Annotated in this window: 23 protein-coding genes; 14 read left to right on the plus strand and 9 right to left on the minus strand. The window is 50.8% G+C overall.

Features of this window, described 5'->3' with window-relative positions; all coding sequences use genetic code 11:
* Nucleotides 1–38: 38 nt before the first annotated feature.
* Together EYB48_RS16970 and EYB48_RS16975 are read left to right on the plus strand one after the other, a co-directional pair.
* Nucleotides 39–554, plus strand: a complete 516-nt coding sequence (locus tag EYB48_RS16970) for a DUF3016 domain-containing protein (RefSeq protein ID WP_162021567.1) — start codon at nt 39–41, stop codon at nt 552–554.
* A 296-nt stretch (nt 555–850) separates the two neighbouring features.
* Nucleotides 851–1162, plus strand: a complete 312-nt coding sequence (locus EYB48_RS16975) for a hypothetical protein (RefSeq protein ID WP_162021568.1) — start codon at nt 851–853, stop codon at nt 1160–1162.
* Nucleotides 1163–1222: 60 nt separating this feature from the next.
* Here the strand turns inward: EYB48_RS16975 and EYB48_RS16980 are convergent, their stop codons facing one another.
* From EYB48_RS16980 to EYB48_RS16995, 4 genes are all read right to left on the minus strand, one after another.
* Nucleotides 1223–1753, minus strand: a complete 531-nt coding sequence (locus tag EYB48_RS16980; protein WP_235935232.1) for a putative metalloprotease CJM1_0395 family protein — start codon at nt 1751–1753, stop codon at nt 1223–1225.
* Between the two features lie 288 nt (nt 1754–2041).
* The gene (gene htpG / locus EYB48_RS16985) at nt 2042–3949 is read right to left on the minus strand and encodes a molecular chaperone HtpG (RefSeq protein ID WP_162021570.1); all 1908 of its coding nucleotides are present in this window, start codon (nt 3947–3949) and stop codon (nt 2042–2044) included.
* A gap of 305 nt (nt 3950–4254) precedes the next feature.
* A complete protein-coding gene (locus EYB48_RS16990; protein WP_162021571.1) occupies nt 4255–5082 on the minus strand; it encodes a LytR/AlgR family response regulator transcription factor in 828 nt (275 codons plus the stop codon).
* Nucleotides 5079–6254: a sensor histidine kinase gene (locus EYB48_RS16995; protein ID WP_162021572.1), complete on the minus strand. Its 1176-nt coding sequence runs from the start codon at nt 6252–6254 to the stop codon at nt 5079–5081. The genes EYB48_RS16990 and EYB48_RS16995 overlap by 4 nt, the downstream gene beginning before the upstream one ends.
* A gap of 140 nt (nt 6255–6394) precedes the next feature.
* Here EYB48_RS16995 and EYB48_RS17000 point away from each other — a divergent pair, with 140 nt between their 5' ends.
* Nucleotides 6395–8590, plus strand: coding sequence for a TonB-dependent receptor plug domain-containing protein (locus EYB48_RS17000; protein WP_162021573.1), 2196 nt, complete (start codon nt 6395–6397; stop codon nt 8588–8590).
* Nucleotides 8591–8674: 84 nt separating this feature from the next.
* On the opposite strand, the gene cysS is transcribed toward EYB48_RS17000, so the two are convergent.
* On the minus strand, nt 8675–10048 hold the full coding sequence (gene cysS / locus EYB48_RS17005) for a cysteine--tRNA ligase (RefSeq protein ID WP_162021574.1): 1374 nt from the start codon (nt 10046–10048) through the stop codon (nt 8675–8677).
* 430 nt (nt 10049–10478) lie between these two features.
* On the minus strand, nt 10479–11900 hold the full coding sequence (locus EYB48_RS17010) for an aminotransferase-like domain-containing protein (RefSeq protein WP_162021575.1): 1422 nt from the start codon (nt 11898–11900) through the stop codon (nt 10479–10481).
* A gap of 170 nt (nt 11901–12070) precedes the next feature.
* Here EYB48_RS17010 and EYB48_RS17015 point away from each other — a divergent pair, with 170 nt between their 5' ends.
* From EYB48_RS17015 to EYB48_RS17060, 10 genes are all read left to right on the plus strand, one after another.
* Nucleotides 12071–12421 carry a DUF2917 domain-containing protein gene (locus EYB48_RS17015; protein WP_162021576.1) on the plus strand — a complete coding sequence of 117 codons (351 nt, stop codon included), beginning with the start codon at nt 12071–12073 and terminating at the stop codon, nt 12419–12421.
* A complete protein-coding gene (locus EYB48_RS17020; RefSeq protein ID WP_162021577.1) occupies nt 12412–13005 on the plus strand; it encodes a LysE family translocator in 594 nt (197 codons plus the stop codon). Before EYB48_RS17015 ends, EYB48_RS17020 begins: the two co-directional genes overlap by 10 nt.
* A gap of 253 nt (nt 13006–13258) precedes the next feature.
* Complete coding sequence (locus EYB48_RS17025; protein ID WP_162021578.1) at nt 13259–13717, plus strand: RidA family protein; 459 nt, start codon at nt 13259–13261, stop codon at nt 13715–13717.
* Nucleotides 13718–13827: 110 nt separating this feature from the next.
* The gene (locus EYB48_RS17030) at nt 13828–15021 is read left to right on the plus strand and encodes an aminotransferase-like domain-containing protein (RefSeq protein ID WP_162021579.1); all 1194 of its coding nucleotides are present in this window, start codon (nt 13828–13830) and stop codon (nt 15019–15021) included.
* 388 nt (nt 15022–15409) lie between these two features.
* Nucleotides 15410–16021, plus strand: a complete 612-nt coding sequence (locus tag EYB48_RS17035) for an outer membrane lipoprotein (protein ID WP_162021580.1) — start codon at nt 15410–15412, stop codon at nt 16019–16021.
* A gap of 186 nt (nt 16022–16207) precedes the next feature.
* Complete coding sequence (locus EYB48_RS17040) at nt 16208–17035, plus strand: substrate-binding periplasmic protein (RefSeq protein WP_202927821.1); 828 nt, start codon at nt 16208–16210, stop codon at nt 17033–17035.
* A 20-nt stretch (nt 17036–17055) separates the two neighbouring features.
* Nucleotides 17056–19038, plus strand: a complete 1983-nt coding sequence (locus EYB48_RS17045) for an ATP-binding protein (protein WP_162021581.1) — start codon at nt 17056–17058, stop codon at nt 19036–19038.
* A gap of 66 nt (nt 19039–19104) precedes the next feature.
* Nucleotides 19105–19833 carry a pseudouridine synthase gene (locus tag EYB48_RS17050; RefSeq protein WP_162021582.1) on the plus strand — a complete coding sequence of 243 codons (729 nt, stop codon included), beginning with the start codon at nt 19105–19107 and terminating at the stop codon, nt 19831–19833.
* A gap of 106 nt (nt 19834–19939) precedes the next feature.
* Entirely contained in the window at nt 19940–20545 is a 606-nt protein-coding gene (locus tag EYB48_RS17055) for a ParA family protein (RefSeq protein ID WP_162021583.1), read from the plus strand.
* 208 nt (nt 20546–20753) lie between these two features.
* Nucleotides 20754–21350, plus strand: a complete 597-nt coding sequence (locus EYB48_RS17060) for a lysophospholipid acyltransferase family protein (RefSeq protein WP_162021584.1) — start codon at nt 20754–20756, stop codon at nt 21348–21350.
* Between the two features lie 200 nt (nt 21351–21550).
* Here the strand turns inward: EYB48_RS17060 and EYB48_RS17065 are convergent, their stop codons facing one another.
* A complete protein-coding gene (locus EYB48_RS17065; protein ID WP_162021585.1) occupies nt 21551–22633 on the minus strand; it encodes an acyltransferase family protein in 1083 nt (360 codons plus the stop codon).
* A gap of 301 nt (nt 22634–22934) precedes the next feature.
* On the opposite strand from EYB48_RS17065, the gene EYB48_RS17070 reads away from it, so the two are divergent.
* Entirely contained in the window at nt 22935–23582 is a 648-nt protein-coding gene (locus EYB48_RS17070) for a flagellar basal body-associated FliL family protein (protein ID WP_162021586.1), read from the plus strand.
* A gap of 41 nt (nt 23583–23623) precedes the next feature.
* Here EYB48_RS17070 and EYB48_RS17075 read toward each other — a convergent pair whose 3' ends face one another.
* Together EYB48_RS17075 and EYB48_RS17080 are read right to left on the minus strand one after the other, a co-directional pair.
* Nucleotides 23624–24109, minus strand: coding sequence for a CinA family protein (locus EYB48_RS17075; RefSeq protein WP_162021587.1), 486 nt, complete (start codon nt 24107–24109; stop codon nt 23624–23626).
* A gap of 251 nt (nt 24110–24360) precedes the next feature.
* Complete coding sequence (locus EYB48_RS17080; protein WP_162021588.1) at nt 24361–25017, minus strand: energy transducer TonB; 657 nt, start codon at nt 25015–25017, stop codon at nt 24361–24363.
* Nucleotides 25018–25031: the final 14 nt, after the last annotated feature.

Genomic DNA, 25031 nt, shown 5'->3' on the forward strand with positions numbered 1-25031 from the left:
TGTCACTTTGATCACAGACTAATTTTTGGAGAGTAAAAATGAAAAAGTACCCATTAGCGATCTTATTTGCATCGGCTTTAGTTTCAATGACTTCCTTAGCCCATGCTGGCGAGGTCAAGGTCACCTGGCAAGACCCTGATAAATACACAGATATCCGCCCGACCAGCGAAACACGTGAAGCTTTCCAGCAACGTGTGACGAAGGAACTCGATGCAGTTTTTCAGGACTTGGCAAAAAAATTGCCAGATGGCGTGCAGTGGGAGGTCACTGTGACGGATCTGGATCTCGCGGGTGATGTGCGTCCGTCACAGGGTGCGAGAATCAATGATATCCGCATTGTCAAAGACTTGTATTGGCCACGTATAAGCCTGCACCACAAAATGACCGATAGCAGCGGCAAGGTGCTGGCGGAGGCGACAGAAGACATTAAAGATATGAATTTTCTCATGAGTAGCATGATCCCATCAGGTCATACCAGCCTGCAATATGAGGAAAAAATGCTCACAGACTGGTTTAAAAAACAACAGCGCGAACATATTTTTCCAAGTAAATAAACGGATGGTCGTGCGCTGAATTATGGTGTCTACGACGCTAAACTTGGCCTGATCCCATGGGTTTATCCCTAAAATCAGATAAACAGTTTCCCATGTGAAATAAAAAAGACCTGATACCCGCATAGTTGGGCTCAGGTCTTTTTTTTACAAAAACTGTTAATGCAGCAATAATGCCTGTATCTCTAGTCAAGCTACCTGGTGCAGTGATGAAAACAATCTTGTTTCGGTGTGGTACAGAGTTTCAGAGTGTTGACAACATTTATGTAAAAAATATTTATTCCGGATTTATTGAGGGTGTGGCAGACCCGAAAATCAATCAGGATATTGTGGCGGATTTTGTGCATGATATCCGTCAGCGCGCCTGGCAAGGCAAACCTTATTTGCTGTTTTGCGATATACAAGACAATGCACACTACCCAGCGTTGCCAGAGTACGCCTGTGCCGTCAATTTGCGTTTTGCAGAACCTGTGCACCATCCGGATTGTCTGATGTCTGCGGCAACGCTGGTCTGGTTTCAGCAACAGAATCCTATTCTGCATGGTTTTGAGCTGACTGAGCTGATTCGTGAACTGCACTGGAAGGATGTCGCCAGCGATTTAAGCTGGTGAGTCCAGCCTGAGCGGGTGCAGACATTAAACCTGAATTTAAACCTGAATTTAAACCTGAATTTAAACCTGAATATCAACACTGTTCTTAGCCTGCTCACTGGATTGTGCCTGTGTCCTGTAAGCCTGCTGCATCTCCGCTGAACGTTGTAGTTGTAGCGCAGCCATCGCCTGTTGCTCCATATTGCGCGCCTTTGCAGCCACTGCAAAATCCTGTCCCGAAGGCTCGGCCGGTGCTAATGCAGCAGCCTGTATGGTTCTGGCGCGTTGTATGGTTTCCTGAGGCGTAGATCCCGCAGATGTATCAATATTCACCTCGCCACCAACCGCATAACGCTGCCCATCCGGTCCCTTTTGATACACAAAGCTAGGGCCACCCGTCGCCAGTCCACCGCTGGCAGCCAGATGAGCAAATTCATGTGCCCGGACTTCGCTGTCAGTCGCCTTGAGCTGGTTGATTAAGGATTTCGCTTCCTCACTGAGTGCAAGCTGGCTGCTGGCTGTTGATGATTTAGCTGGCTGATCCTTGAGCTCACTTGCTTTGTCTGTCTGGGGTGCCGGAGAATCGGCTGACTTTGCCCCGCTTGCAGGCAAGCTGACAGTTGCTGGCGTTGTGCGCGCGCGCTCAGCATATGTTGCTGTCGTAGGCTGAAGCAAGAGCATGACAGTTGGGCAGTGGGTTGAGGGCTAACTTCATCATAGTGGCGCGAGTGCTCACGCGCAAGGATGGTGTGGCAGTGAATTGCTGGTGCCGCGATTGAAAGAGCGACGTAGCCAGCTGTCATTCTTTGTTCACTTGTCGTTGTAAAATAAAAAAAGCCCGTCCTGATAGGACGGGCCAGAGCGCACGACCGAAGCTTTATTGGGCTTCAGTCGCTTGCTTTATGCATTTAACAGCATTTCATTGAGGCGTTTCACGAAGCCGCTAGGGTCAGACAGGTTACCGCCTTCCGCCAGCAAAGCCTGGTCGAACAGGATGTGCGACCAGTCAGCGAATTTCGCTTCTTCGTATTTCAGCTTCTGTACCAGCGGATGGTCAGGGTTAATTTCCAAAATAGGTTTGGATTCTGGCGCAGCCTGACCAGCGGCCTTCAGCATACGGGCCAGATTGCCTGATAAGTCGTGCTCATCCGCGACCAGACAAGCTGGGGAGTCAGTCAGACGGAAGGTCACACGCACGTCTTTGGCTTTATCGGCCAGTGCAGCTTTCATTTTCTCGACCAGTTCTTTGAACTGGGTCTCGGTCTCTTCATGCTGTTTTTTCTCAGCTTCGTCTTCCAGTTTGCCCAGATCCAGGCCACCTTTGGCGACTGAAGCGAGTTCCTTGCCTTCGAATTCAGACAGGAAGGACAGCATCCACTCATCGACGCGGTCAGTCAGCAACAAGACTTCCACACCTTTTTTGCGGAAAATTTCCAGATGCGGACTGTTTTTCGCGGTGGCATAACTGTCAGCGGTCACATAGTAAATCTTGTCCTGACCTTCTTTGGCGCGTGCCAGGTAGTCGGCCAGCGATACGTTCTGGGCATCGCTGTCGTTGTGGGTAGAGGCAAAGCGCAGCAATTTGGCGATGCGGTCTTTATTGGCATGATCTTCACCTATGCCTTCTTTCAGCACCTGACCGAACTCTGTCCAGAAGGTCGCGTATTTTTCATGCTTGGCCGCTGCTTCTTCGCCTTCTGCATGCGCCAGGTCTTCCAGCATACCGAGTACGCGCTTGGTCGAGCCTTCACGAATCGCTTTGATATCACGGCTTTCCTGCAGGATTTCACGCGACACATTCAACGGCAGATCGTTGGAGTCGATCACACCTTTGACGAAGCGCAGGTAGACCGGCATCAGTTGTTCTGCATCGTCCATGATGAACACGCGTTTTACATACAGCTTGATGCCGCCACGTTTATTTCTGTCCCACAGATCAAACGGTGCACGTGCCGGAATGTACAGCAACTGGGTATATTCGCTGCGGCCTTCAACCCGGTTATGGGTGTGGCTCAGCGGAGCGCTGTAGTCGTGCGAAATGTGTTTGTAGAATTCGTCGTACTGTTCCTGGGTCACGTCTGATTTGCTGCGTGCCCACAATGCGCTGGCCTGATTGACTGTTTCCAGTTCATCCTTCAGTACGTTTTCTTTCTTCTCTTCGTCCCATTCTTCTTTCTGCATTTTGATCGGCAGCGAGATATGGTCGGAGTAAGTACGGATTACAGATTTCAGTTTCCAGGCTGACAGGAAGTCATCTTCACCTTCGCGCAGATGCAGGATGATGTCGGTACCGCGATTCGCTTTCGCAATGCTTTCTACGCTGAAGTCACCGCTTCCTTCGGATTCCCAGCGTACGCCTTCAGCCGCAGGCTGACCAGCGCGGCGCGATTCGACGGTGATGCGGTCGGCGACGATAAAGCCGGAGTAAAAGCCGACACCGAACTGACCTATCATGGCCGCGTCTTTTTGCTGATCGCCAGACAGCTTACCAAAAAATTCCTTGGTGCCGGATTTGGCGATGGTACCGAGATGCGCAATCGCATCTTCTTTACTCATACCGATACCGTTATCGGAAATCGTGATGGTGCGTGCGGCTTTATCAAAGCTGACCCGGATTTGCAGTTCACTGTCGTTTTCGTACAGCGCAGCATTATTGATCGCTTCAAAGCGCAGCTTGTCGGATGCATCCGATGCATTCGAAATTAATTCGCGTAAAAAGATTTCCTTGTTGGAATACAAGGAGTGAATCATCAGTTGCAGCAACTGTTTGACTTCGGCCTGAAAGCCCAGGGTTTGTTTTTCTGACATTTTTTTCCTCGGAATTTAGCTTGGGAAGACTGGCTTAGTTAGATAGAGGTTTTTCGTGCTTTTGCCTGTTTTGCCTGGCACAGATCAGTAACACACGCAAAACAGAGTGCTCGCTATCTGGGGGGCAGGGCAAGATATTTCAAGGCAAAATTATTATCTGATTTTCTTATGCGGCTTACGCCAAACTGTCCCAGTGGCGTTATGGTTCCCGCTTGCAAGCGATGTTCCCCAGCGCTGCAAAGGCTTGTTCAGCTTTGCCATAACAATCTTGCGAACCCCTAAGTGATTCTCTTGTTGGTTATTAATTAATTATTATGTAATGCTGCTTTCAAATCTTGCAAATAACTCTGACTTACCGGCAGTGTAGCGCCGCAGCGCAGACGCAGAGATAGTGATGGTTCGGTAAGCAAACTTAGGATTTGTGGCCTGCTGACCAGATAGCGTCGATGTATCCGAATGAAATCGGCGGGATTCAGATGTTGTTGTAGTTTGCTGATCGTGATGCGGAACAGCGCTGTACGTTGTGCCAGATGGAGTTGCACATAGTTCCCGGCTGACTCCAGCCAAAGTACTTCGCAGACTTGAAGGGTGTCGATTTTTCCAGGTGCCGGAATGTAAATTTGTTGCCAGTACGACTGACTGGCCTGTGCTGGTTCTTCATCGATCAGGAATTGCCGAAAGCTCCTGGCCAGTGCTGATTGCTGTTGTTGTTCCAGCATCGCCTCAGCTCTGAGCAGTGCTGTATGCAGGCGCTCATCGGCGATTGGTTTAAGCAGATAGTCCAGCGCATGAATTTCAAACGCTTCGATCGCATGTTGTTCAAACGTGGTGACGAAGATAATCAAGGGGAGCTTGTTGTCCAGCCCTTGCGTAGTTGCTGCCAACAGCTCCCTCGCCAGTTGCAGACCGGAGTCACCCGGCATTCGGATGTCCAGAAAAATAACATCCACAGTTTGCTCTGAAAGTGCCTGCCTGGCAGCCGCTGCATGGGCGCATTCCCTGACTATTTGCCAGTTGGTATGAGGCTCTAGCGCAAGGCGCAGGTTGATGCGTCCGAGTTGCTCATCATCGACGATAATGCAACGTACTGGTGTCCGGATTCCCCCCGGTTGTGATGACTGAACGGGTTTCATGGTGCGACAGGCAGGCGGAGTGTGACGATGAACTGGCCGGCTGATTTGTTTGTTTGGAGGCTTGCGCTGGCGCCATACGCGGCAGACAGCCGGGTGTGTGTATGGGGCAGGCCCATACCTAGTCCGGGATTGGGTGTGGCCGTGAGTGCGAATTGATTGCGTAAGATGATATTCAGCTCTTCCGATTGCTTTTCTATGTGCAGCGAGATTGCGGTCGTTTCAGACTGTGAGTCTGCGCCATGCCGAAGGCAGTTTTCCAGTAAAGGTTGCAACAGCAAAGGAGGAATCATGTGCTCATGCATCCAGCATGCTGGCGTAGCGATGTCGAGTGCCAAACGATCACCGTAGCGTATAGCCTGTAAATCCAGGTAGTCATGTAAAAATTCCAGCTCTTCATACAGGCTGATCCATTCCCGCTGGCTGGCTGTGATTGCGTAGCGCAATAACTGGCTCAGTTTTTGTATACCGCGCAGCGCTATAGTCTTGTCGTTACTACGCACCAGTGCACTGATGCTGTTGAGTGCGTTAAAAATAAAGTGCGGCTCCAGTTGAGCGCGTAAGGTAAGCAGGTGCTGCTGTTCCAATTCCAGCTGTAAGCGTAAATTATCCGTCTGTGTTTGTAGCCATGCTTTTTCCAGTTGTCTGCCCTGAGACCACACAGCAAAAGCAACCATGCTGGCATAGCTTGCCGTGGCAATGACGCCATCTGTGAAGCAGTGAAACTTAGGGAGTTTTTGCCAGTAATGCCAGCAATCCGTCCAGCTCAGGCCCGACTTGGCGTCGTACACGGACAGGAACGCGCAGTAAAGTAGTTCGACTGGTAAATACAGCGCCAGCAGTATCAGTAATCCCAGCGCAATCGCGAATCTGTGTTGAAAAATCCCGGGCCTGCTACGGATCAGCAGATGCAGACTGAAGGTAAGCACCAGATAGCCAACACAGCTGAGCCACCAGCCAGTAAACCAGTGCAGACTTCCAAATTCTGGGTTCTGTATTTGACCGGACTGCAGGCTATCACTGACCTTCATGAGCGCGGCAATACTACTTAATGCTATCCAAAGCAGGCTATGAAAGCACAGTAAGTAAAGCGCGGTCAGTGCGCTGGTCGGTGCGGTACGCATGGCGGGTGATGCGTAGGGCGGCACTGGATTGGCAGGAAAAAAATTTAGCATATTCGCAGTGTAGCAGGCCTGTTTCGGAAACTGAGGCGACTCGTCCCGCCAATCACCGCATTCATCACATTTTAATCCCTCATGCTCAGCAAGTAAGCATAATGTGCTTTTTTAAAAATGCCTGTTTCATTTACTTTCTTATGCCAACTAAGTTTTGTTTCAAAAAATCTGCGCATGTCTCTGACACTGGTTTAATCAGGACGATCTCATACGCTCTGTGCATCAGCAGTGCCGTCAGCTCTATCGTGCTGGCGCAGGATGGGGCTGACGATAAACAAAAAATCCAGAATGTAGAAATCACCGCCCCCGATACCCAAAGTCAGCGCCGTCAGGATAGCGCCGGCAAAATTGTGATCGCGCGCAGTGAGTTGCTGCAGTTTGGCGAACAGAGTCTGGCTGAAGCCTTAAAACGGCAACCCGGTATTTCTGTGGTTGGCACCGAAATTCGTATGCGTGGTCTGGGTTCCGGTTATACCCAGATTATGATCAATGGCGAGCCGGTGCCACCTGGGTTTTCTATCGATAGTTTGTCGCCGGAGTTGATTGAGCGGGTGGAAATTTATCGCAGTACGACAGCAGAATTCAGTGCGCAGGCGATTGCTGGCAGCATCAATATCATCTTGCGAAAAAACGTGGAACGGAGTGCTACCCAGCTTAAAATCAGCGCCCAGCATGGTGAGGCGGGTCTGAGTCCCGGGCTGAGCCTGGATATGGCAGACCGCAATGGAAAACTGAGCTGGTCATTGAATGCCGCATTGACGCAAAACCGCAGCGGCAGCCAGCCTGTGACGACCGAGACGGTGCATGATACGCAGAATGCACTCATCGGTTTGCGCCGGTTTCATGAAGACATACGGTTTCAAACGGATAAGTTCAGCATGGCGCCGCGCCTGAGCTGGAAGCTGGACAATGGTGATCAGCTGGTCTGGCAGAATTTACTGGAATACAGCCGGAACAGCATGCGCGGTAATAACCACGAACAGACTGTGCTGGGACAAGCTTCGGATTATCCCGATAATGATTACCGCTCTGATGCCAACACCCGCCATCTGCGCAGCGACCTGAGCTGGAGCCATCGTTTTTCACCTGAGATCAAACTCGACAGCAAAGTCAGTGGGTTTTACCTAAGGCGCGATTCTGATTATTTTTTTGATGGCTATTCCCGACCCGCCGCTACCTCACCATTCGTGCGTAATGTCGTGTCTTATGCGGTCGATCAGAATCTGAGCGCCAGTGGAAAATTATTGATGAAGCTGAATGAGCAACATAGTTTCGCGCTGGGTTGGGACGGTGGTCTGGTACGCCGCAGCGAGCAACGGCTACAGCTCGATCATGCCGCTGTTACTGGGGAACTGAGCCGGCTGAACGAAGAATACAGTGCCGATGTGCGCAGGCTGGCAGTCTTTGCCCAGGATGAGTGGGAGATATCACCCGCGCTGCAGGCTTATCTGGGCTTACGTTGGGAGGGCCTGAACACCGCCATAAGTGGATTGACGATGCAGCCGGTCGACACCCGTTCCAGTGTACTCAGCCCGGTCACGCAATGGTTATGGAAGCTGCCCGGCAGTGAAAAGGATCAGCTCAGACTGGCAGTATCGCGTACCTACAAAGCGCCGACTACGCGCAATCTGGTGCCGCGGCGCTATACCGTCAACAATGCAAACAGCCCGACCAATGCTGATTTTCAAGGTAATCCCAAATTGCTGCCTGAGCTGGCCTGGGGCATTGATCTGGCGTACGAACATTATCTGAGCAAAGACAGTGTAGTGAGCCTGAGCACATATTGGAAACGGGTCGACAATATCACCACCTTTCAGCTATTTCGTCAGGATGGGGCGTGGGTGAGCTGGCCAGACAATCAGGGCCGCGCATTGATCGCTGGGGTAGAAATGGATGCACGTTTTCCTTTGAAACTGTGGTGGCCAACGGCACCGGCGGTGGATGTGCGCTTCAATCTGGCGCGTAACTGGTCGAGGGTAGACAGTGTACCTGGCCCGGATAACCGTCTGGTGGCGCAGGTGCCGGTAACGGGCAATCTGAGCCTGGATTATCAGCGCAATGCCAATCACACGCTGGGGATGAATCTGAATTTACAGACCGGAGGCTATGTGCGAACCGCAGCCTGGTTAAACAGCTATAGCAGTGTGAACCGTGGTCTGGATATCTACAGTCTGTGGAAGTGGGAGCAGGGCTTACAGTTACGCCTGTCGCTGCTGAATGTGCTGCATCAGCCGCTCGTGACAGCCGAAGGTTATACCTATCAGGGAAATAGGCTGCGCAGCATAGAGACGCCAAGATCGACGGCGATCCGGGTAGTGCTGGAAAAGCGTTTGTAATCCTGTCGTGCAGGTGCCGGTGCCGGGATATAAAAAAAGCTGATCCGTTTGCGGGATCAGCTTTTTTCTTTGCTTTCGCAGTGCTTACAGACGCTTGATCTGCATGCTGCCAGCCTTGTCCTCGACTTCAAAGCCAAGTGCGTGCAATTCTGCGCGTAAGCGGTCTGCTTCTGCCCAGTTTTTCGCGGCACGGGCTGCCTGACGTTGTTCTGCCAGCGCCTGCACTTCAGCGGGTACTTCCAATGCCTGTGGTACCCAGCTGGCCAGACCTAAACCAAAGATGCGGTCAAACTCAGTGATGCTTGCTTTTTTATCGGCATCGCTGAGCTCGGATTTCAACATTTCCCAAACCAGTGCAAGTGCGCGTGGCACATTCAGGTCTTCATTCACAAAGGCTGTGAATTTTTCCTGGTAGGCGCTGGAAACGCTGCCTCCGGCTGGCCAGGCGTGATAAGTCTCACGCAGGCGTTGCAATGCGGTTTGCGCAGATTGCAGCGCTTCAAAGCTGAATTGCATCTGGCTGCGGTAATGCGCAGTCAGGCACAGATAGCGATAGGCCAGCGGATCAATATGCTGGTCAAGCAGGGTTTGCAGGCGCAGGAAGTCACCACTGGATTTCGACATCTTGCCGGAATCGATTTGCAGGAAATAGCCATGCATCCAGAAGTTCGCCAGGCGCGTGCCGTGGCAGGCCTGATTTTGCGCAATCTCATTGCTGTGATGGATGGAGATATGGTCCTCACCGCCGCAATGGATATCAAACCAAGGCGTCAGATACTTGGCTGACATCGCCGAGCATTCGATATGCCAGCCCGGGAAACCACGTCCCCAGGGACTATCCCATTCCATTTGACGCTGCTCGTTGTCCGGACTGAATTTCCACAGCGCGAAATCGGTGGCATTTCGTTTTTCACCCAGTTCAACCCGGCTGCCAGCCTTGATGGCATCGCGTTTGATACGGGCCAGATAGCCGTAATCATCCTGTTTGCTGGTGTCAAAATAAATGCCATCGCTGGTGCGATAGGTATAGCCGTTTTTTTCTATGCAGGAGATAAAGTCGATTTGCTCGGCAATATGATCGGTCGCTTTGCACCAGATTGCGGGCTCCAGAATGTTCAGGCTGTTCAGGTCGTTTTTGAATGCAGCTGTGAAGCGGTCTGCGATTTGCCATGCAGATTCACCGGCCTTGCGGCTGCCTTTTTCCATCTTGTCTTCGCCATCATCGCCATCTGAGACCAGATGGCCTACATCGGTGATATTGATGACATGGCGCACGGTATGACCATTCCATTCCAGCGTACGGCGCAGGATATCTTCGAACAGATAAGTGCGTAAATTACCGATATGCGCATAGTCGTACACAGTCGGGCCGCAGCAGTACAAACCTACCCAGTCATTGCGCAGTGGAGTAAAAGGACGCAAGCGGCGTTCCCAATTGTCGTAGAGCTGAATGTCCATCGTAATTTAGAAAAATATTGAGAAAAATGAGTGTTAGCCAAGTGGCTGGCGCAGTACTGGCATCGCCAGACCGGCAGGAATCAGAAGCAGCAAGTGCGACAACAAGTGCAACAATACGTGCAATAGCAGCCACAGACTAAGGCTGTGCGCTGACCTGGCCGTGGGCCGGTAGCGAAAGCGATAACAAGTCTGGATGCAAGTGTCATGGTTAAGTGGTGTCGTTTTAGACTGCGCTATCTGCGCCCGGTCATTTTCAATTGGCCGGGGCAAACCAGATGGTGCAGCGCAGAGAAGCTGCTATTTTACGTCAAGCTGAGCGTGAATAAGCAGGGATTCTGACAGAATGTAGCATAGATATCCGGATTTCTGCTGTTGTCCGCGTGTACTGAGTGGCACCTGCCGCTACTTTTTATGCCAGCTGACCGGAGCTTCACTTCATGGCTTTTTGCAGAAAATCCCAGACTCCGGGATCGGACATGGCAGCGATATTGATACGCATACGGGTGGACGGTAGCTGCTGCGGCGAAAACAGGCTGCCCGGTGCCAGCAGATAGCCTTGCTCCAGGGCTTTTTCCGTCAGCTTATTCGTATCGAGTCCGGTATCTGTCCATAAGAACATACCCGCCGGGGTGCGATGCTCGACCTTCATGCCCAGGTTTTCCAGCCGTTTGGTGATCTGGTCACGCACACCGTCAAGTTTGACGCGAATGCGATCTACATGCTTACGGTAATGACCTTCCGATAAAATTTTATAGACTACCCGCTCACCGATTTCTGTGGTGGTCAGAGTCGATAACATTTTGCGGTCCGACAGCCGTATCGCCAGTTCGGGTGAAGTCGCGATAAAACCAACCCGTAGATTCGCAGCCAGGGTTTTAGAAAAACCACCCAGGTAAATCACACGGTTAAGCTGATCGAGTGCTGCGATCCGGGTCGCCGACTGTACTGCGCTGCCAGGATGCATATCGCAATAAATATCATCTTCCACAATCATAAAGTCATGCAGCTCAGCGGTTTTGAGTACCTGAAACGCCTTCGCTGCTGACAACGAGGTCGAGGTCGGGTTATGCATCACAGAATTGATGATGTACAGCTTAGGCTTGTGGATTGCAGCCAGTTCAGCCAGTTTGACCACATCCGGGCCATCATGCAGGCGTGGTATGCCGATGACCTTGGTGCCTAAAATCGCGAAGGAGCCGAACATCAGGAACCAGGCTGGATCATCAACAAAAATCGTATCGCCGGGTTTGGTAAATTCACGCGCCACCAGATCCAGCGCCTGCGTCACCCCCGTGGTCATCACGATTTGCTCCGGTGCGGCGGCGATTTCCTGTTCCGCCAGCTTCAATTGCAGTTGCTGGCGCAGTGGCAGAAAGCCTTGCTGGGTACCGTAATGCAGTAGCAGGTTCTGGTTCAGACGACTGATGGCGCGCAGGCCATTAGCGACCAGTTCGCCATCCAGCCAGTCATGCGGTAAGACGCCAGAACCCGGCATTTTCTGCGGTGGTAATTGACGAAACATATTCCTGACCAGCCAGACCACATCCAGCTGTTGCGCGCTATCCGGCAAGGGCGGCGTGACCGGCGTATTCATCACCATGGAGGCGCGCTCACGCACATAGAATCCGGCACCGCGCCGCGATTCCAGATAACCCTTGGCGACCAGACGGTCATAGGCTTCCACTACGGTAAAACGCGACACCCCCTGTTCATCTGCGAACTGGCGTATCGAAGGCATGCGTGCACCGGTTCGTAACAACTTGTCGTCAATGCGGTTGGCAACCGCATGGAATATCTGTTCTACCAGTGAACCACCGGAATCACGGGAAATAAAAAAATGTGGGGTCTGCATGGGGCGTGTCTCCGTCCGCTGTCATGGGGAAGTGTCCAGTACAGTGTGTGAATTATCGTTTTTAGTGTACTGGTACTGTATCGGTAATTCCGTTTAGGATAGCACAAACGCCTGATCAGACCACGGGTCTTTATTCCTGTTGATGCAGGGAGCCAACAAAGGAGAATAAGATGCAAAAACAAGCAGAACACCAGCTGTTGCAGTTAGCCGCCGGACAGATTGAGTCCTGGACAGGGACGCATACGCATCAAGTCTGCGTGCATTCCGGATTAGTGTGGCTGACGATCAGTGAGGATCCGCTTGATTACTGGTTATCCGAGGGAATGCAAATGCACCTGCCCGCTAAGCAAAAAGTCGTCGTTGAAAGTTGGGACGCACCATCGACACTTAGTCTGCAGCAGTTGGAGCAAATGCAGCAGCCCAGTCTGCAGTTAGAACAGACCCAGCCTGCAGAGGTGCCGTCCGCTGTCCTGAATAATGAGTCCTGCTCAACAACCGCAGGAGAATTAGCATGCCGCTGACTGAATTTTTTGCCTTTTCAGTATTTGCCTGGATAGGCTCTTTTACACCCGGCCCGAATGTCGCGATAGCCGCGACCACCGGTGTGAATCACGGTTTTCGCGCCGCCTTGCCGCAGGTGGCAGGGGTACCACTGGGTTTCGTCATCATGATGTGGGTGGTCGGCAGTAGTGGCACGCTGGTATTGCAACAGTATCCGGTGTTGATACTGATTATGAAACTATTGGGTAACGCCTACTTATTGTATCTGGCGTGGAAACTGTGTTTTTCTACCAGCCTGGCTGATAACCGCGGCATGCAGGCATTGAGCTTGCCGCAAGCTGCATTGTTTCAGGTGGTTAATCCAAAAGCCTGGATGATGCTGGTTGCAGCAACCTCCACCTATGCAATCGGACAAAGTGATTTTCTGAACCGTATGACCTGGATGAGCATAGGTTTCGCGGTACCCAGTGCTTTAAGTTTGCTGGCCTGGGCCTGGATGGGACAACAATTACGTGCCTGGCTATTGGTCGGTCAACGCTTGCGTTATTTCAATCTGACGATGGGGGCCTCGCTGGCCTGCACCGCGCTCTGGATGATGCAATGAACCCCGGTTCTGATGTGCGCAAAACGGCATTGATTTCTGGTACCGGACTGATACTTGAAAAACGAAGATTCATCGGTGCAAACCGCATAATGATAGACTATGCCAAATTAAATCAATAAGACCACTCGATTTTGGGGGTATGAATCACACAGGGGCAGGCTTACAATAGTACGTTATTCGAAGGCATGTTCGCCTGCGACCACTGCCGCAAACCTCGCCAGCTGTTCCCGGCGGCCCTTACTCTGGATTAATTATGTCTGTTTACGAAAAACTCAAATCGCTGAATATAGAATTACCTGCCGTTGCCACGCCAGCCGCCGCGTATGTGATGTATGCCCAGACTGGCAATACGGTCTTTATTTCTGGTCATATCGCCAAGCAGGATGGCAAAGTTTGGGTAGGGCAGTTAGGTAAAAATATTACTACCGAAGAAGGTAAGCAAGCAGCCCGCGCAGTGGCTGTAGATCTGATTGCGACTTTGCAAGCCGCATGTGGTGGTGATCTGACACGCGTAAAACGTATTGTAAAACTGATGAGTCTGGTGAATTCCACACCTGACTACACAGAGCAGCATCTGGTCACCAACGGTGCCTCTGAGCTGATGGTTGAGGTATTCGGCGATGCGGGTAAACATGCACGTTCAGCTTTCGGTGTGGCGCAGATTCCTATGGGCGCCTGCGTTGAAATCGAGTTGATCGCAGAGCTCGCTTAATGCACACGGCTGGCTTGACCGCCACGTCACGCCGCTGTTCTGGAATTTGCTTTAATACTATTTAACGACAACAAAATTGCCGACATGGCATGACTTTTAGTGAGACTAGCATGAAACTTGAAAATCCCACCCCTATAGATTGGAAGTTCTCCGTTCGCGCCGAGCAACTGCAAAGCTCTGCGATCCGTGAGATTCTCAAAGTGACCATGCGTCCGGAAGTCATTTCCTTTGCCGGCGGTTTGCCATCTCCTGCAACTTTCCCGGTAGAACGGATGAAGGCCGCCTTTGACAAAGTATTGACAGAGCAAGGCAAGATGGCTTTGCAGTACGGTCCTACCGATGGTTATGCGCCGCTGCGTGAATTTCTGGCGAAATCCCTGTCCACGCCAACCTCAACGATTTTGCCTGAGCAAATCATGATGGTGTCCGGATCCCAGCAGGCGCTGGATCTGATCGGCAAAGTTCTGGTCGATGAAGGTAGTAAAGTGCTGGTGGAAACACCAAGCTATCTCGGCGCTTTGCAGGCTTTTTCCGTTTATCAGCCGCAGTTTGAATCGGTAGATACCGACGAACATGGCCTGATCCCTGCTTCCGTGGCAGAAAAAGGTCAGGGCGCTAAGCTGATGTATGCCTTGCCAAATTTCCAGAACCCGACAGGCCGTACGCTGTCAGTTGAGCGTCGTTATGAGCTGGTTGAAACCTGCGCACGCATGGGTATACCGCTGATTGAAGATAATCCTTATGGCGATCTGTGCTACAGCGGCGATCCGCTGCCAAAAATGCTGAACATGAATCCGGATGGTGTGATTTACATGGGTTCATTCTCTAAAGTGCTGACGCCTGGCATACGCCTGGGTTATATCGTGGCGCCAGTTCCGCTGATCCGCAAGCTGGAGCAGGCTAAGCAGGCTTCTGACCTGCATACTGCCCAGCTGACCCAGATGGTGGTGTATGAAGTGATCAAGGATGGTTTCCTTGACGAACACATTCCTACCATCCGCGCGCTGTATTCGCGTCAGTGTGATGTCATGCTGGAAGCCATGAGTCAGCATTTCCCAGCCAGCGTCAGCTGGACTCGTCCAGAAGGCGGCATGTTCATCTGGGTTACCTTGCCTGCACATATGGATAGCAAGCAATTGCTGGACGAGGCGATTGCACAGAATGTTGCTTTTGTACCGGGTGGGCCTTTCTATGCGAATGAAGCAGAGAAAAATACTTTGCGCTTATCCTTCGTCACGGTCTCACCTGAACGCATCCACGAAGGCATAGAAAAACTGGGCAAACTGATCAAAGCAAAACTCTGATTTTCTGCCAGTTGTCATGATTTGTTGCGAAGCCAGCTACCTGTCAGTAGCTGGCTTTTTGTTTGCCATATAGTTTTAGGACTTACGCAAAACCGCCCCAGCGGCGTTATGGCTCCTTGCCGTACAAATGGTCTGTCTGCGTCGCCAAGCCTTGCCGGGACAATTTTGCGTAAGTCCTATATTTTATTGAGGTAACTTAATTATTTAATGCAATTCTAAGCAGGAAATTAATTGTGAGTAATTGTGATANTATTTTATTGAGGTAACTTAATTATTTAATGCAATTCTAAGCAGGAAATTAATTGTGAGTAATTGTGATAATTGTCATCTGATTCAGTGGTGTGACGTTATGCTTTACAGGTTCACCGTTTTTCAACAGGAGTTGATCATGAAAAAAAATTTAATTCTGGCTGGTTTGTTATTGAGTTCTGCCTCAGCAGCGTTTGCGCAAAATGCGCAGATGGCTAAGCAGCAATATAGTGAAGCATCGAAGCAGGCGGCCAGCCGTTATGCCGACGATAAAAAATTGTGTGCAGAAGAAACCAGCTCCAGTGCCCGCATGCAATGCTTAAGGGATGCGAAAGCCGTGTACAACAATGCGCTCGCTGCGGCAAAAACAGCATCTGCATCGAATAATATGAGCAGCAATCAGAAAAAACAACCGGTCTGCGCAGAATGCGGGCGTGTTGTTGCAGTCAATGTCAGTGAAAAAGACGGTGAAGGCAGTGCTATCGGCGTCATTGCAGGCGGTGTCGCAGGTGCATTGTTAGGAAATCAGGTTGGTGGCGGTACCGGTCGTGATTTGGCAACCATTGCGGGTGCTGCAGGCGGCGCGATGGCGGGTCATAAAATTGAACAGAAAGTGAAAACTGCCAAAGTCTGGAATGTAACAGTTCAATATGATAACGGCAACAAGCAGAGTTTTCATTTTGACCAGGATCCAGGATTGCAATCTGGTGACTTAGTGAAAAACAGCGGTTCCAGCATCGTGCGCAGATAATTGTTCTTCTGATTAATTTGATTGCGTATAAGGATAACGGCATAACATTTTTTAAATTGTTATGCCGTTTTTCTATTTCTTTTCTGCATCAGCACAACAAAAAAGCAGAGACAAAAATCCCTTTCTTGCCTCAAAAGAATCTCGCAGTTAGACTGCAAGTCAGATTTAAGTTTATTGCCAAGAGGCATGCAAATGATAATGCGCAGGATATCTTCGAAATGTTTCCATTTAGGCATAGGGCTTGCCCTATTCATTTCTGCCGGGACGCAGGTACAGGCGACTGTACCGGAGTCGTGTAAAAAAATAATCTCTACAGGGAATCCCGAATATCCGCCTTATTTGTGGCGCGATCCTGAAGATGAAAACCGCTTGATCGGTGCCAATGCTGATTTCGTACAGGCCATAGGAAAAGAAATAGGTATTCCGGTTGAAGTCCGCTATTTTGGGCCATGGGGCAGAGTGCAGGAAGAGGCAAAACTGGGCAGAGTGGACTTGATGGCCGGCGCCTTTTTGACCTTGCCTCGTTTTGATTACATGGATTATGTGTATCCCGCCTTTCGTGAAACCAGTACTGTCATCTGGATCAGAAAGGGTGGCAAAGTCCGTTATAAAAAATGGAGTGACCTGACTGGGAAAAGTGGTGTCACCGTTATCAATAACAGCTTCGGTGAAGAATTCGACCGTTATGCCAAGGAATCTTTACGCATTTCAACCGTTGCTACCCTGGAGCAGGCACTGGCGATACTGAATTTGGGACGTGCAGACTATCTGATTTATGAAGAGGCGCCGGGATTAGCAATTGCTGCTAAAAATCAAATCACTAGCCTGCAGGCAGTTTATCCTGCGATTACGAATGAAAATCTGTATTTGACCATTCCGCACAAGTCGCCTTGCAATACGCCGGAAATGCGGGCCCGTGTGGGAAAAGCAATGTATAAACTTGATAAGCAAAAAGTGATGGATAAATTGCTGGAGTCGAATATGGAACTCTGGCGCAAGCAGCACGCAAAATAAACGGCTGCACGAGGCTTGCTTTGCAAAGATATTCTTTAAGACAAATTTCGATTTTTGGTGTCGGACTCGGCATTTTGCTGCCTGCGCTCGTGTTCGGATACTTCATGGTGCTGGCGCGCTACGAGCGTGAAGTACAGCTACGCATACGCAATCCCATGGTGCAGTACGCCGATATGCTGGCAAAAGCGATGGAAGTACCGATTTGGAATGTAGATAAAGAGGTTGGCCGCCAGTTTGTCAGTGGCGTGATGCGCAATCCCGAAGTTGTCAGTATCGCCATCACCGATGAAGCGGGTTCCGACTTTGTCAGCCAAAAAAAAGAAGCTGGATCCAGTGCTGCATTACTCACGGATATCCGCCCTGTCATTCTTGATAACAAAATTATCGGTAAAGTCGAAATCTCGCTCACAACCGCTAATGTAAAGCATGACTTGCTGGAAGATGTAGCCACGCAATTGCTGGGCTTGGGCGCCCAGGTCTTGTTCTCCTTTGCCTTGATCTGGTTCCTGTTTGACCGCCGTATCATACGACCTATACAAATTTTGCAGCAGGAAACCGCAAGGCTGGCCAGCGGCCAGATGGAGCAGCCATTGGCCTGGACACGTCAGGATGAAATCGGCAACCTGGCGCAGGGGCTGAACAAAATGCGTCTGAACCTGGGCGAACTGATTGCGGGACGTGAACATCAGAATGCCTTGCTGCAGCAAGAGCTCGCAGAACGGCTGCGGGTTGAACAAATACTGCGCGAAACAGAAGAAAAGTTTATCGCGATTTTTCAGGCCTCACCGGTCGCGATGACGGTATTCAGAAAAAATCCCACTTACCGCATGGCAGATGTCAACGATGCCTGGGTGCGCCAGTTCGGCTGGTCGCATGAAACCATACTTGGGCAAGTCAGCATGCAAGAGTATTTGTGGCGCGACATGGATGATTTCCATCATGTCGTCAATTGCCTGGAGCGTGATGGTGAAATACATGGCTACGAAGCCTGGTGCCGCAGCGGTATCGCCGGTCGTTTGTTATTGTGCGAATTGTCTGGCCGTCTGGTAAGAATTGCCGAGGAAACCATGTTGATTCTGGTTCAGGAGGATATTACGGAAAAGCGCCAGAATGAACAGGCTATACGCAATATGAATGTCACACTGGAAAAACGCGTTTCAGAACGTACGCACGAATTGGAAGTGGCCAATAGCGAGCTGACTATTGTGCTTGAAGATTTACAACGCGCACAACAGGAATTGCTGCGCACAGAAAAAATGGCGGCATTGGGTTCGCTGGTTGCTGGTGTGGCGCATGAATTGAATACGCCGATAGGCACAAGTGTGACGGTCGCCAGTACCTTGCAGCAGCAAACCAATGAAATTTATCAGCAATTCCAGCAAGGCTTACGCAAGTCAGTGCTGGAAGATTATTTATCCAATGCCCGCCTTGGGACGGATTTGCTCCTGCGTAATTTGAGTAAGGCTTCCGAGCTGGTCGCCAGTTTCAAGCAAGTCGCGGTCGATCGCACCAGTGCCAATCGTCGCCAGTTTGCGCTTGACGAGATGATGGATGAATTAATCTTGACGCTGGGACCCATGATACGTAAGACGCCGCATGAAGTGATTGCTGATATTCCCGCGAAAATGCTGCTGGATAGCTATCCGGGCGCACTGGGCCAGGTCATGACCAATCTGATTAACAATGCGTTCATCCATGCATTTGATGCAGATGTGCGCGGCCGGGTGCGTATAGAGGGGCGCGACATGGATGGGGAGTTCATCGAAATCACAGTGACGGACAATGGTAAAGGCATTCCACCAGCCAATATTGGTCGTATCTTTGATCCCTTCTTCACCACCCGCCTGGGGCAAGGTGGCAGTGGACTCGGCTTGAACATCGTCTACAACCTGGTCAAAGATGTGCTGGGTGGCGATATACGGGTGTCCAGTACCGTTGGCGAAGGAACGCGTTTCAGTATGAGCATACCGAAAATTGCCAAAATCGCTGAAACCCCGCATTGAACGAATTGCCTATGGATGGAGGTATGTTGCTTTGCCTGCATGCCATAGTTCTGCTACAGTCTTGTAATGAGTAAATTATCTTTAGACCGTATTCTGCAGTCGCAGGGATTTGGATCGCGCAAGTATTGCCGCGAGCTGATAGAGGATGGCGAGGTCAGCATCCAGGATGAAGTTGTCGATAACTATAAGCTGACGTTGGAAACCGATGGCTTACGGTTCACAATTTTCGAGGAAGAATGGACTTATCGCGAGCATGTCTACATTGCTTTGAATAAACCATCCAATTTTGAATGTTCGCGTAAGCCCAGCCACCATCCCGGTGTCCTGACCTTATTGCCAGAGCAGTTCAGCTGGCGCGATGTGCAGCCGGTTGGCCGACTGGATCACGATACCACTGGCATGTTGCTGATGTCTGATGATGGTCCTTTCATCCACGCGCAGTCATCGCCTAAGCGCCATGTGCCCAAGGTCTATCTGGCGACGACAGCTGAACCGGTGACTGAGGCACTGGTCAGTACTTTACTCAGTGGCGTGCAATTACATGATGAGCCTGCACCACTCGCCGCCCAGATGTGCCGGCAGGTCGCAGAGTTTCAGATCGAGATTATTCTGGAGCAAGGCAAGTATCATCAGGTCAAGCGCATGTTAGCGGCAGCAGGTAATCATTGTGCCGCCTTGCAACGCACCGCGATAGGTAAGTTAACACTCGCATCGCTGGAGTTGGAAGAGGGCGAGTGGTGTTACCTGACGCAAGAGCAGCTGGACTTACTGGTTCCTGTCGATTTCAACGCGTAAGCGGGGGCGCTGGCGCGTTGTTTAAGGTTTCAACATGAATTCACTGGCCTGAGTTTCATGGATTTCAGGTCTTTCGTTTTGCTGATCATGAATGAGGAAACTGACTATGCGTGTGATTGCTGTGACCAACCCCAAAGGGGGCGTAGGAAAAACCACTTTTTCCACTAATCTGGCCGGATATTTTGCGGCTCAGGGTCAGACTGTCATGCTGGGGGACATGGATGTTCAGCAATCCTCTCTCAGCTGGCTGAAAATCCGCCCCGATAATCTGGCGCGCATCACCCCCTGGCAGCCTGCTGATCCCTTACCATCCAAAACAGGCAAAGCGCATCTGGTGCTGGATACGCCCGCTGGTCTGGCCGGTGACTCACTGGAGCAGGTGCTGGCGCTGGCGAGCAAAATCGTCATTCCTTTGCAGCCATCGATTTTCGATATTCTTGCGACGCAGGATTTTCTGAATCTGCTCGCTCAACAAAAACACCGTTGCGAAGTCGGCGTATTAGGTATGCGCGTCCATGCACGCAGCCGTTCTGCCGATCAGTTGGCGAATTATGTGAATCAACTGGGCTTACCGGTGATCGGTTATTTACGTGACACCCAGAACTATATACAGCTGGCGGCCCATGGCGCGACCATCTGGGATGTCGCGCCATCCCGCGTGGATAAAGATCTGGAGCAATGGGAAGAGGTATTGCGCTGGATAGAGCATTAGTTTTTATTCTGCGGATTCCGGTGCACCCGCCCGGGTGTCCGGATCGACGGCATCTCACTGAAAATCTTCCGTTTGTCAGGTTTTTGGAGTGTTAGGTCGAAAAACGCAATATTTCTCTTGGAAAATTACCCTCTCCAGCAATACTTACCTATAATGCCGTCTCCCTGAGTACAGGGAAGTTTCCCTTTTTATATCAAATACTTACGGCATGCACCTGACTATCTTCGAAACTCCTATCATAAACACATTGATGCGCTGGATCGCCGTCCTGGCCGCACGGCTGACCGGTTGGCGCGTTGAGGGCATACAGCCGGCCGAAAAAAAATATGTGCTGATTGCAGCGCCGCATACCAGTAACTGGGATTTTCCAGTGACTCTGATGGTGTGCTTTGTGCTGCGTCTGCGGGTCTATTGGATGGGGAAAGCCAGCCTGTTTCCACCTGTGCTGGGTGGCGTGATGCGCTGGCTGGGCGGGATTGCGGTGGATCGCAGCCGTTCCGGTAATCTGGTACAGAGCACGGTGGATGCGTTTCACACCAGTGACAGACTGACCGTGATCGTGCCGCCGGAAGGTACACGTGGCAAAGTCACTCATTGGAAAACCGGGTTTTACTATATCGCGCTTGGCGCTGGTGTACCAATTGCCCTGGGTTACCTGGATTTCGGTCGCAAGGTAGGTGGCATAGGGAAGATGTTTATGCCGACTGGCGATATCGCTGCCGACATGCTGGAAATTCGCCAATTCTATGCTGGCATACAAGGCAAGCACCCGCAGCAATTTGAAGACAATATTCAGATCCGTTAAGCTGGCTTCAGCTTGTAGCCCGCAACTTCCCTGCTATTTGCGCCCGAATAGCCTGCCTATCGCCCATTTGGCAGGGCTGCTCAAGGCAAGACCCTGATCAGATGCGGCTTTCAGCCTGAAATGCGGCTGCGAGCCGCATGTTTACTCAGACCAGGATTTTAGAATTGGACTGGTCGTGCCTGTATTCCCATATCCATATTTCAGCCGGTATGTCTGGATTCGCCTTTGGCAGAGGAAGTGACTTGCTCTGTTTTGCTATCCTGCTGTAGCAATAACCATTGCGCAGGTTGCAATATGAGTTTTTTAGTCAGTAATTCGCAATACGGGTGGGCAGCCATCCAGACGATGAGGGCACTCGCTCCCAGTGATACCAATAAGCGTGCCGTGTCTTCCAGATGCAAGATGCGGTTTAATAAGCCCGTATTGTGCAGAATAATCAGTGCCATTCCATGCCATAAAAAGACATACATGGATTGCTGTCCTATTCTTGCCAGTCCCCAGTTGCGGCGACTCATCAGATAACAAACAGCCAGGCCGATCACAGTACAACTTACGTATTGGATCAGTTGATACATACTGCCCGTCAGATTTGCCAAACCCAGCCTGTGCAATGAGAAACTGCCGTACAGCCAGCGATAGTCAAAATGCTTAGGCAACAACATGGCAGCAACGATCGCGCTGGCGCAGATCAGCAAACTGAGCAAGAGCCATTGTGGTTTGCTCTTCCAGCGCTGGAAGAAATCTGGCCCCAGCGTCCAGCCCAGTACGAAAAACGGGAAGAAAGTCAGCGTCCGTGCAGCACTCAGAAAATAACCGCTGTGCTCGGAATAGCTGGCTGCCATACCCAGTAAGACCGCAATCAGCACGGGAAATTGTAAGCGCGCAAACAGTGGCAGCAACAGCCGCCAGCTTAACAGACTCAGCAAATACCACAGCATCCAGTAAGGCGCGATCAGTTTGGCGTAGACGCTGAAACTGCCTGTCAGCGCATACTCCGTCAATTCATACAACAATTCAAAAGCAAGTAAGGGCGCCAGGATATTCCGTATCAGCTGGCCGGATTGGTGCTGGTTCAGATCGGGTTTTGAGAGCATGCCCGACACCATGGCAAACATAGGCATATGGAAGGTATAGATCAGAATCCAGATTGGACGCAGGAAGGCATCACTGGCGATGTGCAATTCCACCAAATGGCCGAATACCACCAGAAAAATCAGTAAGCCTTTAATGTTATCGAGGCTAGTATTTCTGTTCAGGGGAAGGGCGGGGCGGGAGGTGTGCATACTCGTCAATTCAATCAAATACCGCAAAGAGCCGTGATGATAATCGAATTTAGGATATTTTCCCGCAATTAAGTAGTTCCGCTTTGTAACGTATTTCTATATAGGTAATTTTTTATCGTATCATGCATTGGGGCTTGCTTATGCTGATCGGCGTCAGTCTGCATGCTTAATTATTCTAAGTTTCGGGCGATTTCAGTGATGGAGCTGTCAGGAGAGTCGGGTAAAATATGTTTACCTAATGAAATATTATGTGCTCCTTTTTTGCACATAGATAGCAGTCAAAATTCTTGGATGGCGTGGCATGGCGAGAGATAAATCACGGGCCAGTTTGCTCAGTGCACAACTTGATTTCGAGGATATCAGAAATCCCGGAGATCCCGCGCCGCCGCTTGGGGATGACTTGTCGCATTTGCAATTTGATGTCGATAACGATAGCAAGCCCGCTGCTGTGAAAGTGGAAAGAACGCCACGCATACTGCGTTCGGCAGAGGATATCGCCAGAGAGAAACAGCGCCAGGAGCGGCTGGACCGTGAGCGCCAGAAGGCGAATGGCAAGGGAGATAATTTTGCCTTTTATGCCGCCATCGTTGCGCTGCTGAGTTTTCTGGTGATCTTTGGTGCGGTGTTTTTTACCAAATTTTCCAATAATGAAAATAAGCCCAGTTATCTGGCGCTACCCCAGACCGTGGTGAATCTGGATGGGCAGGTAATACGAATGCAGGTGAATATTCAGGTCAAGAATGCGGACCGTGACTGGCTGGCAAAGAACAAACAGGCGCTGACCGAGATGTTTCCGATCACGATGACTACGATAGAGCCGGACGACCTGAAAACCGAAGAGGGAATGGAGCGCATCCGTGAACAGATGCGCGTTGATTTAAACCAGCGACTGGCAACCGACAAAGTACAGTCGGTATTATTGAACGAGTTACTGACACAGAACCGTTAAGCGCAGGCACTCGCTCACTTAGGTAGCGCTGCCCGCGTGGCTCAAATTTCCTCGAGGTAGCGTAATAATTTTTCTAATGCGTAGGCCACAGTCTGTTCACGCACGCTGTGGCGGTCGCCGCTGAAAATTTTACGTTCGGTATGCGTTGTCCCACCGACAGTCCAGCCAAAGCAGATCGTCCCTACTGGCTTACCAGGTACCGCACCGCCAGGCCCGGCGATGCCCGTGGTGGACAGGGCGACATGGGCTTCAGAATTAGCGATTGCGCCCTCGGACATGGCGGCAGCGATTTCTTCACTCACCGCGCCATGTTGCGCAATCAGTGCGGCCGGAATACTCAGGAGTTCAGACTTTGAGGAGTTGGAATAACTGACAAAGCCGCAGTCAAACCATTCCGAGGAGCCTGCAATTTCTGTTAATGCCTGACAGACGCCACCGCCGGTGCAGGATTCAGCGACCGCCAGTAACAGACGTCTGGATTTGAGTTCTTCACCAACTTTTGCTGCGAGTTCGATAGCATTCTGCATGATGCGTCTCCCGTCTGGTTATTGAATGCTCCGGATCACGTCTGATTCCGTGCCCGATCATGAGCTGTGGAAACTACTTTACCACTTAGTCTGTATTGAGGTGAAGCCTGTTTGCAAAAGAAAATATACGAACTGTCTGCCAACTGTTACTGGGCAGCAGATTTGCGCTGCTGCAGCGATGGCTTAGGCTTGGGACTCCCTGAGCGTGGAGCAAAGAAGTGCATAGATCGCTTGATACCTGTTGACTCGACTTAATCAGTCAGACCGATTAGTCGCAAGGATTCAGCCTTCGCTACCCGTTTGCCTCTGAACTCGGCGGGAGTAAATTCGCAGGAGCGCGCAATGCGCAGACTTTCCTTATCCAGGGCTTCATCGCCGCTTCCCCATTGAATGATTGCATCGACCACCTTACCACTGGATGAAACCATGACGCCGACCACGATATCATTGGCGATGTCTTTGTTTTCGGCGATACGCAGAGTCGCTGATTTTTTGCAACTGGCCAGGTCCAGCTCAGCACGACTTGAGTAACCTTGTTCATATAACCAGCGCAAGACGAAGATTTTTGATTGTGGTGCATAGTCACCAGGTGGCAGAAGTTGGCAACCAGACAGATGATTCATAATACTCATATCGAGTATCTTCCAGCCTGCACTGCGCAGCAGGTCAAAGGCTGCAATTTTGCCGTGCTCATCGATATGCAGCTTTAACTTGGTGTCACCTTCTATGCCACGCCGCACCGCAGCGGCCGGATACTCAGGCAGTTTGCAGATGGCTTCCATATCCATGGAGAAGTCGAACTTTACAGCGGGAACGGACTCCCCAGCCTCATCACTGGCGACGACAAGTGGCGCACAGAAAAACTGGGCGATGATAATCAGGCTTAAGGCGCAGCGGGCAACTTGCATGTCGTATCCTATGT

Origin of the sequence: Cognatundibacterium crateris (assembly GCF_010078235.1) — a bacterium.
Taxonomy (GTDB): domain Bacteria; phylum Pseudomonadota; class Gammaproteobacteria; order Burkholderiales; family Burkholderiaceae_D; genus Undibacterium; species Undibacterium crateris.

Excerpts from the sequence above, each read along its gene's own strand:
- EYB48_RS17020 (WP_162021577.1), top strand. The coding sequence starts at position 12,412 with ATGCCGCTGACTGAATTTTTTGCCTTTTCAGTATTTGCCTGGATAGGC.
- EYB48_RS17065 (WP_162021585.1), bottom strand. The coding sequence starts at position 22,633 with ATGCACACCTCCCGCCCCGCCCTTCCCCTGAACAGAAATACTAGCCTC.
- EYB48_RS17055 (WP_162021583.1), top strand. The coding sequence starts at position 19,940 with ATGCGTGTGATTGCTGTGACCAACCCCAAAGGGGGCGTAGGAAAAACC.
- EYB48_RS17070 (WP_162021586.1), top strand. The coding sequence starts at position 22,935 with ATGGCGAGAGATAAATCACGGGCCAGTTTGCTCAGTGCACAACTTGAT.
- EYB48_RS17010 (WP_162021575.1), bottom strand. The coding sequence starts at position 11,900 with ATGCAGACCCCACATTTTTTTATTTCCCGTGATTCCGGTGGTTCACTG.
- EYB48_RS16990 (WP_162021571.1), bottom strand. The coding sequence starts at position 5,082 with ATGAAACCCGTTCAGTCATCACAACCGGGGGGAATCCGGACACCAGTA.
- EYB48_RS17015 (WP_162021576.1), top strand. The coding sequence starts at position 12,071 with ATGCAAAAACAAGCAGAACACCAGCTGTTGCAGTTAGCCGCCGGACAG.
- EYB48_RS17050 (WP_162021582.1), top strand. The coding sequence starts at position 19,105 with ATGAGTAAATTATCTTTAGACCGTATTCTGCAGTCGCAGGGATTTGGA.
- EYB48_RS17025 (WP_162021578.1), top strand. The coding sequence starts at position 13,259 with ATGTCTGTTTACGAAAAACTCAAATCGCTGAATATAGAATTACCTGCC.
- EYB48_RS17080 (WP_162021588.1), bottom strand. The coding sequence starts at position 25,017 with ATGCAAGTTGCCCGCTGCGCCTTAAGCCTGATTATCATCGCCCAGTTT.
- EYB48_RS17000 (WP_162021573.1), top strand. The coding sequence starts at position 6,395 with ATGCCAACTAAGTTTTGTTTCAAAAAATCTGCGCATGTCTCTGACACT.
- EYB48_RS17035 (WP_162021580.1), top strand. The coding sequence starts at position 15,410 with ATGAAAAAAAATTTAATTCTGGCTGGTTTGTTATTGAGTTCTGCCTCA.
- EYB48_RS17075 (WP_162021587.1), bottom strand. The coding sequence starts at position 24,109 with ATGCAGAATGCTATCGAACTCGCAGCAAAAGTTGGTGAAGAACTCAAA.
- cysS (WP_162021574.1), bottom strand. The coding sequence starts at position 10,048 with ATGGACATTCAGCTCTACGACAATTGGGAACGCCGCTTGCGTCCTTTT.
- EYB48_RS17040 (WP_202927821.1), top strand. The coding sequence starts at position 16,208 with ATGCAAATGATAATGCGCAGGATATCTTCGAAATGTTTCCATTTAGGC.
- EYB48_RS17030 (WP_162021579.1), top strand. The coding sequence starts at position 13,828 with ATGAAACTTGAAAATCCCACCCCTATAGATTGGAAGTTCTCCGTTCGC.
- htpG (WP_162021570.1), bottom strand. The coding sequence starts at position 3,949 with ATGTCAGAAAAACAAACCCTGGGCTTTCAGGCCGAAGTCAAACAGTTG.
- EYB48_RS17060 (WP_162021584.1), top strand. The coding sequence starts at position 20,754 with ATGCACCTGACTATCTTCGAAACTCCTATCATAAACACATTGATGCGC.
- EYB48_RS16995 (WP_162021572.1), bottom strand. The coding sequence starts at position 6,254 with ATGCTAAATTTTTTTCCTGCCAATCCAGTGCCGCCCTACGCATCACCC.
- EYB48_RS16970 (WP_162021567.1), top strand. The coding sequence starts at position 39 with ATGAAAAAGTACCCATTAGCGATCTTATTTGCATCGGCTTTAGTTTCA.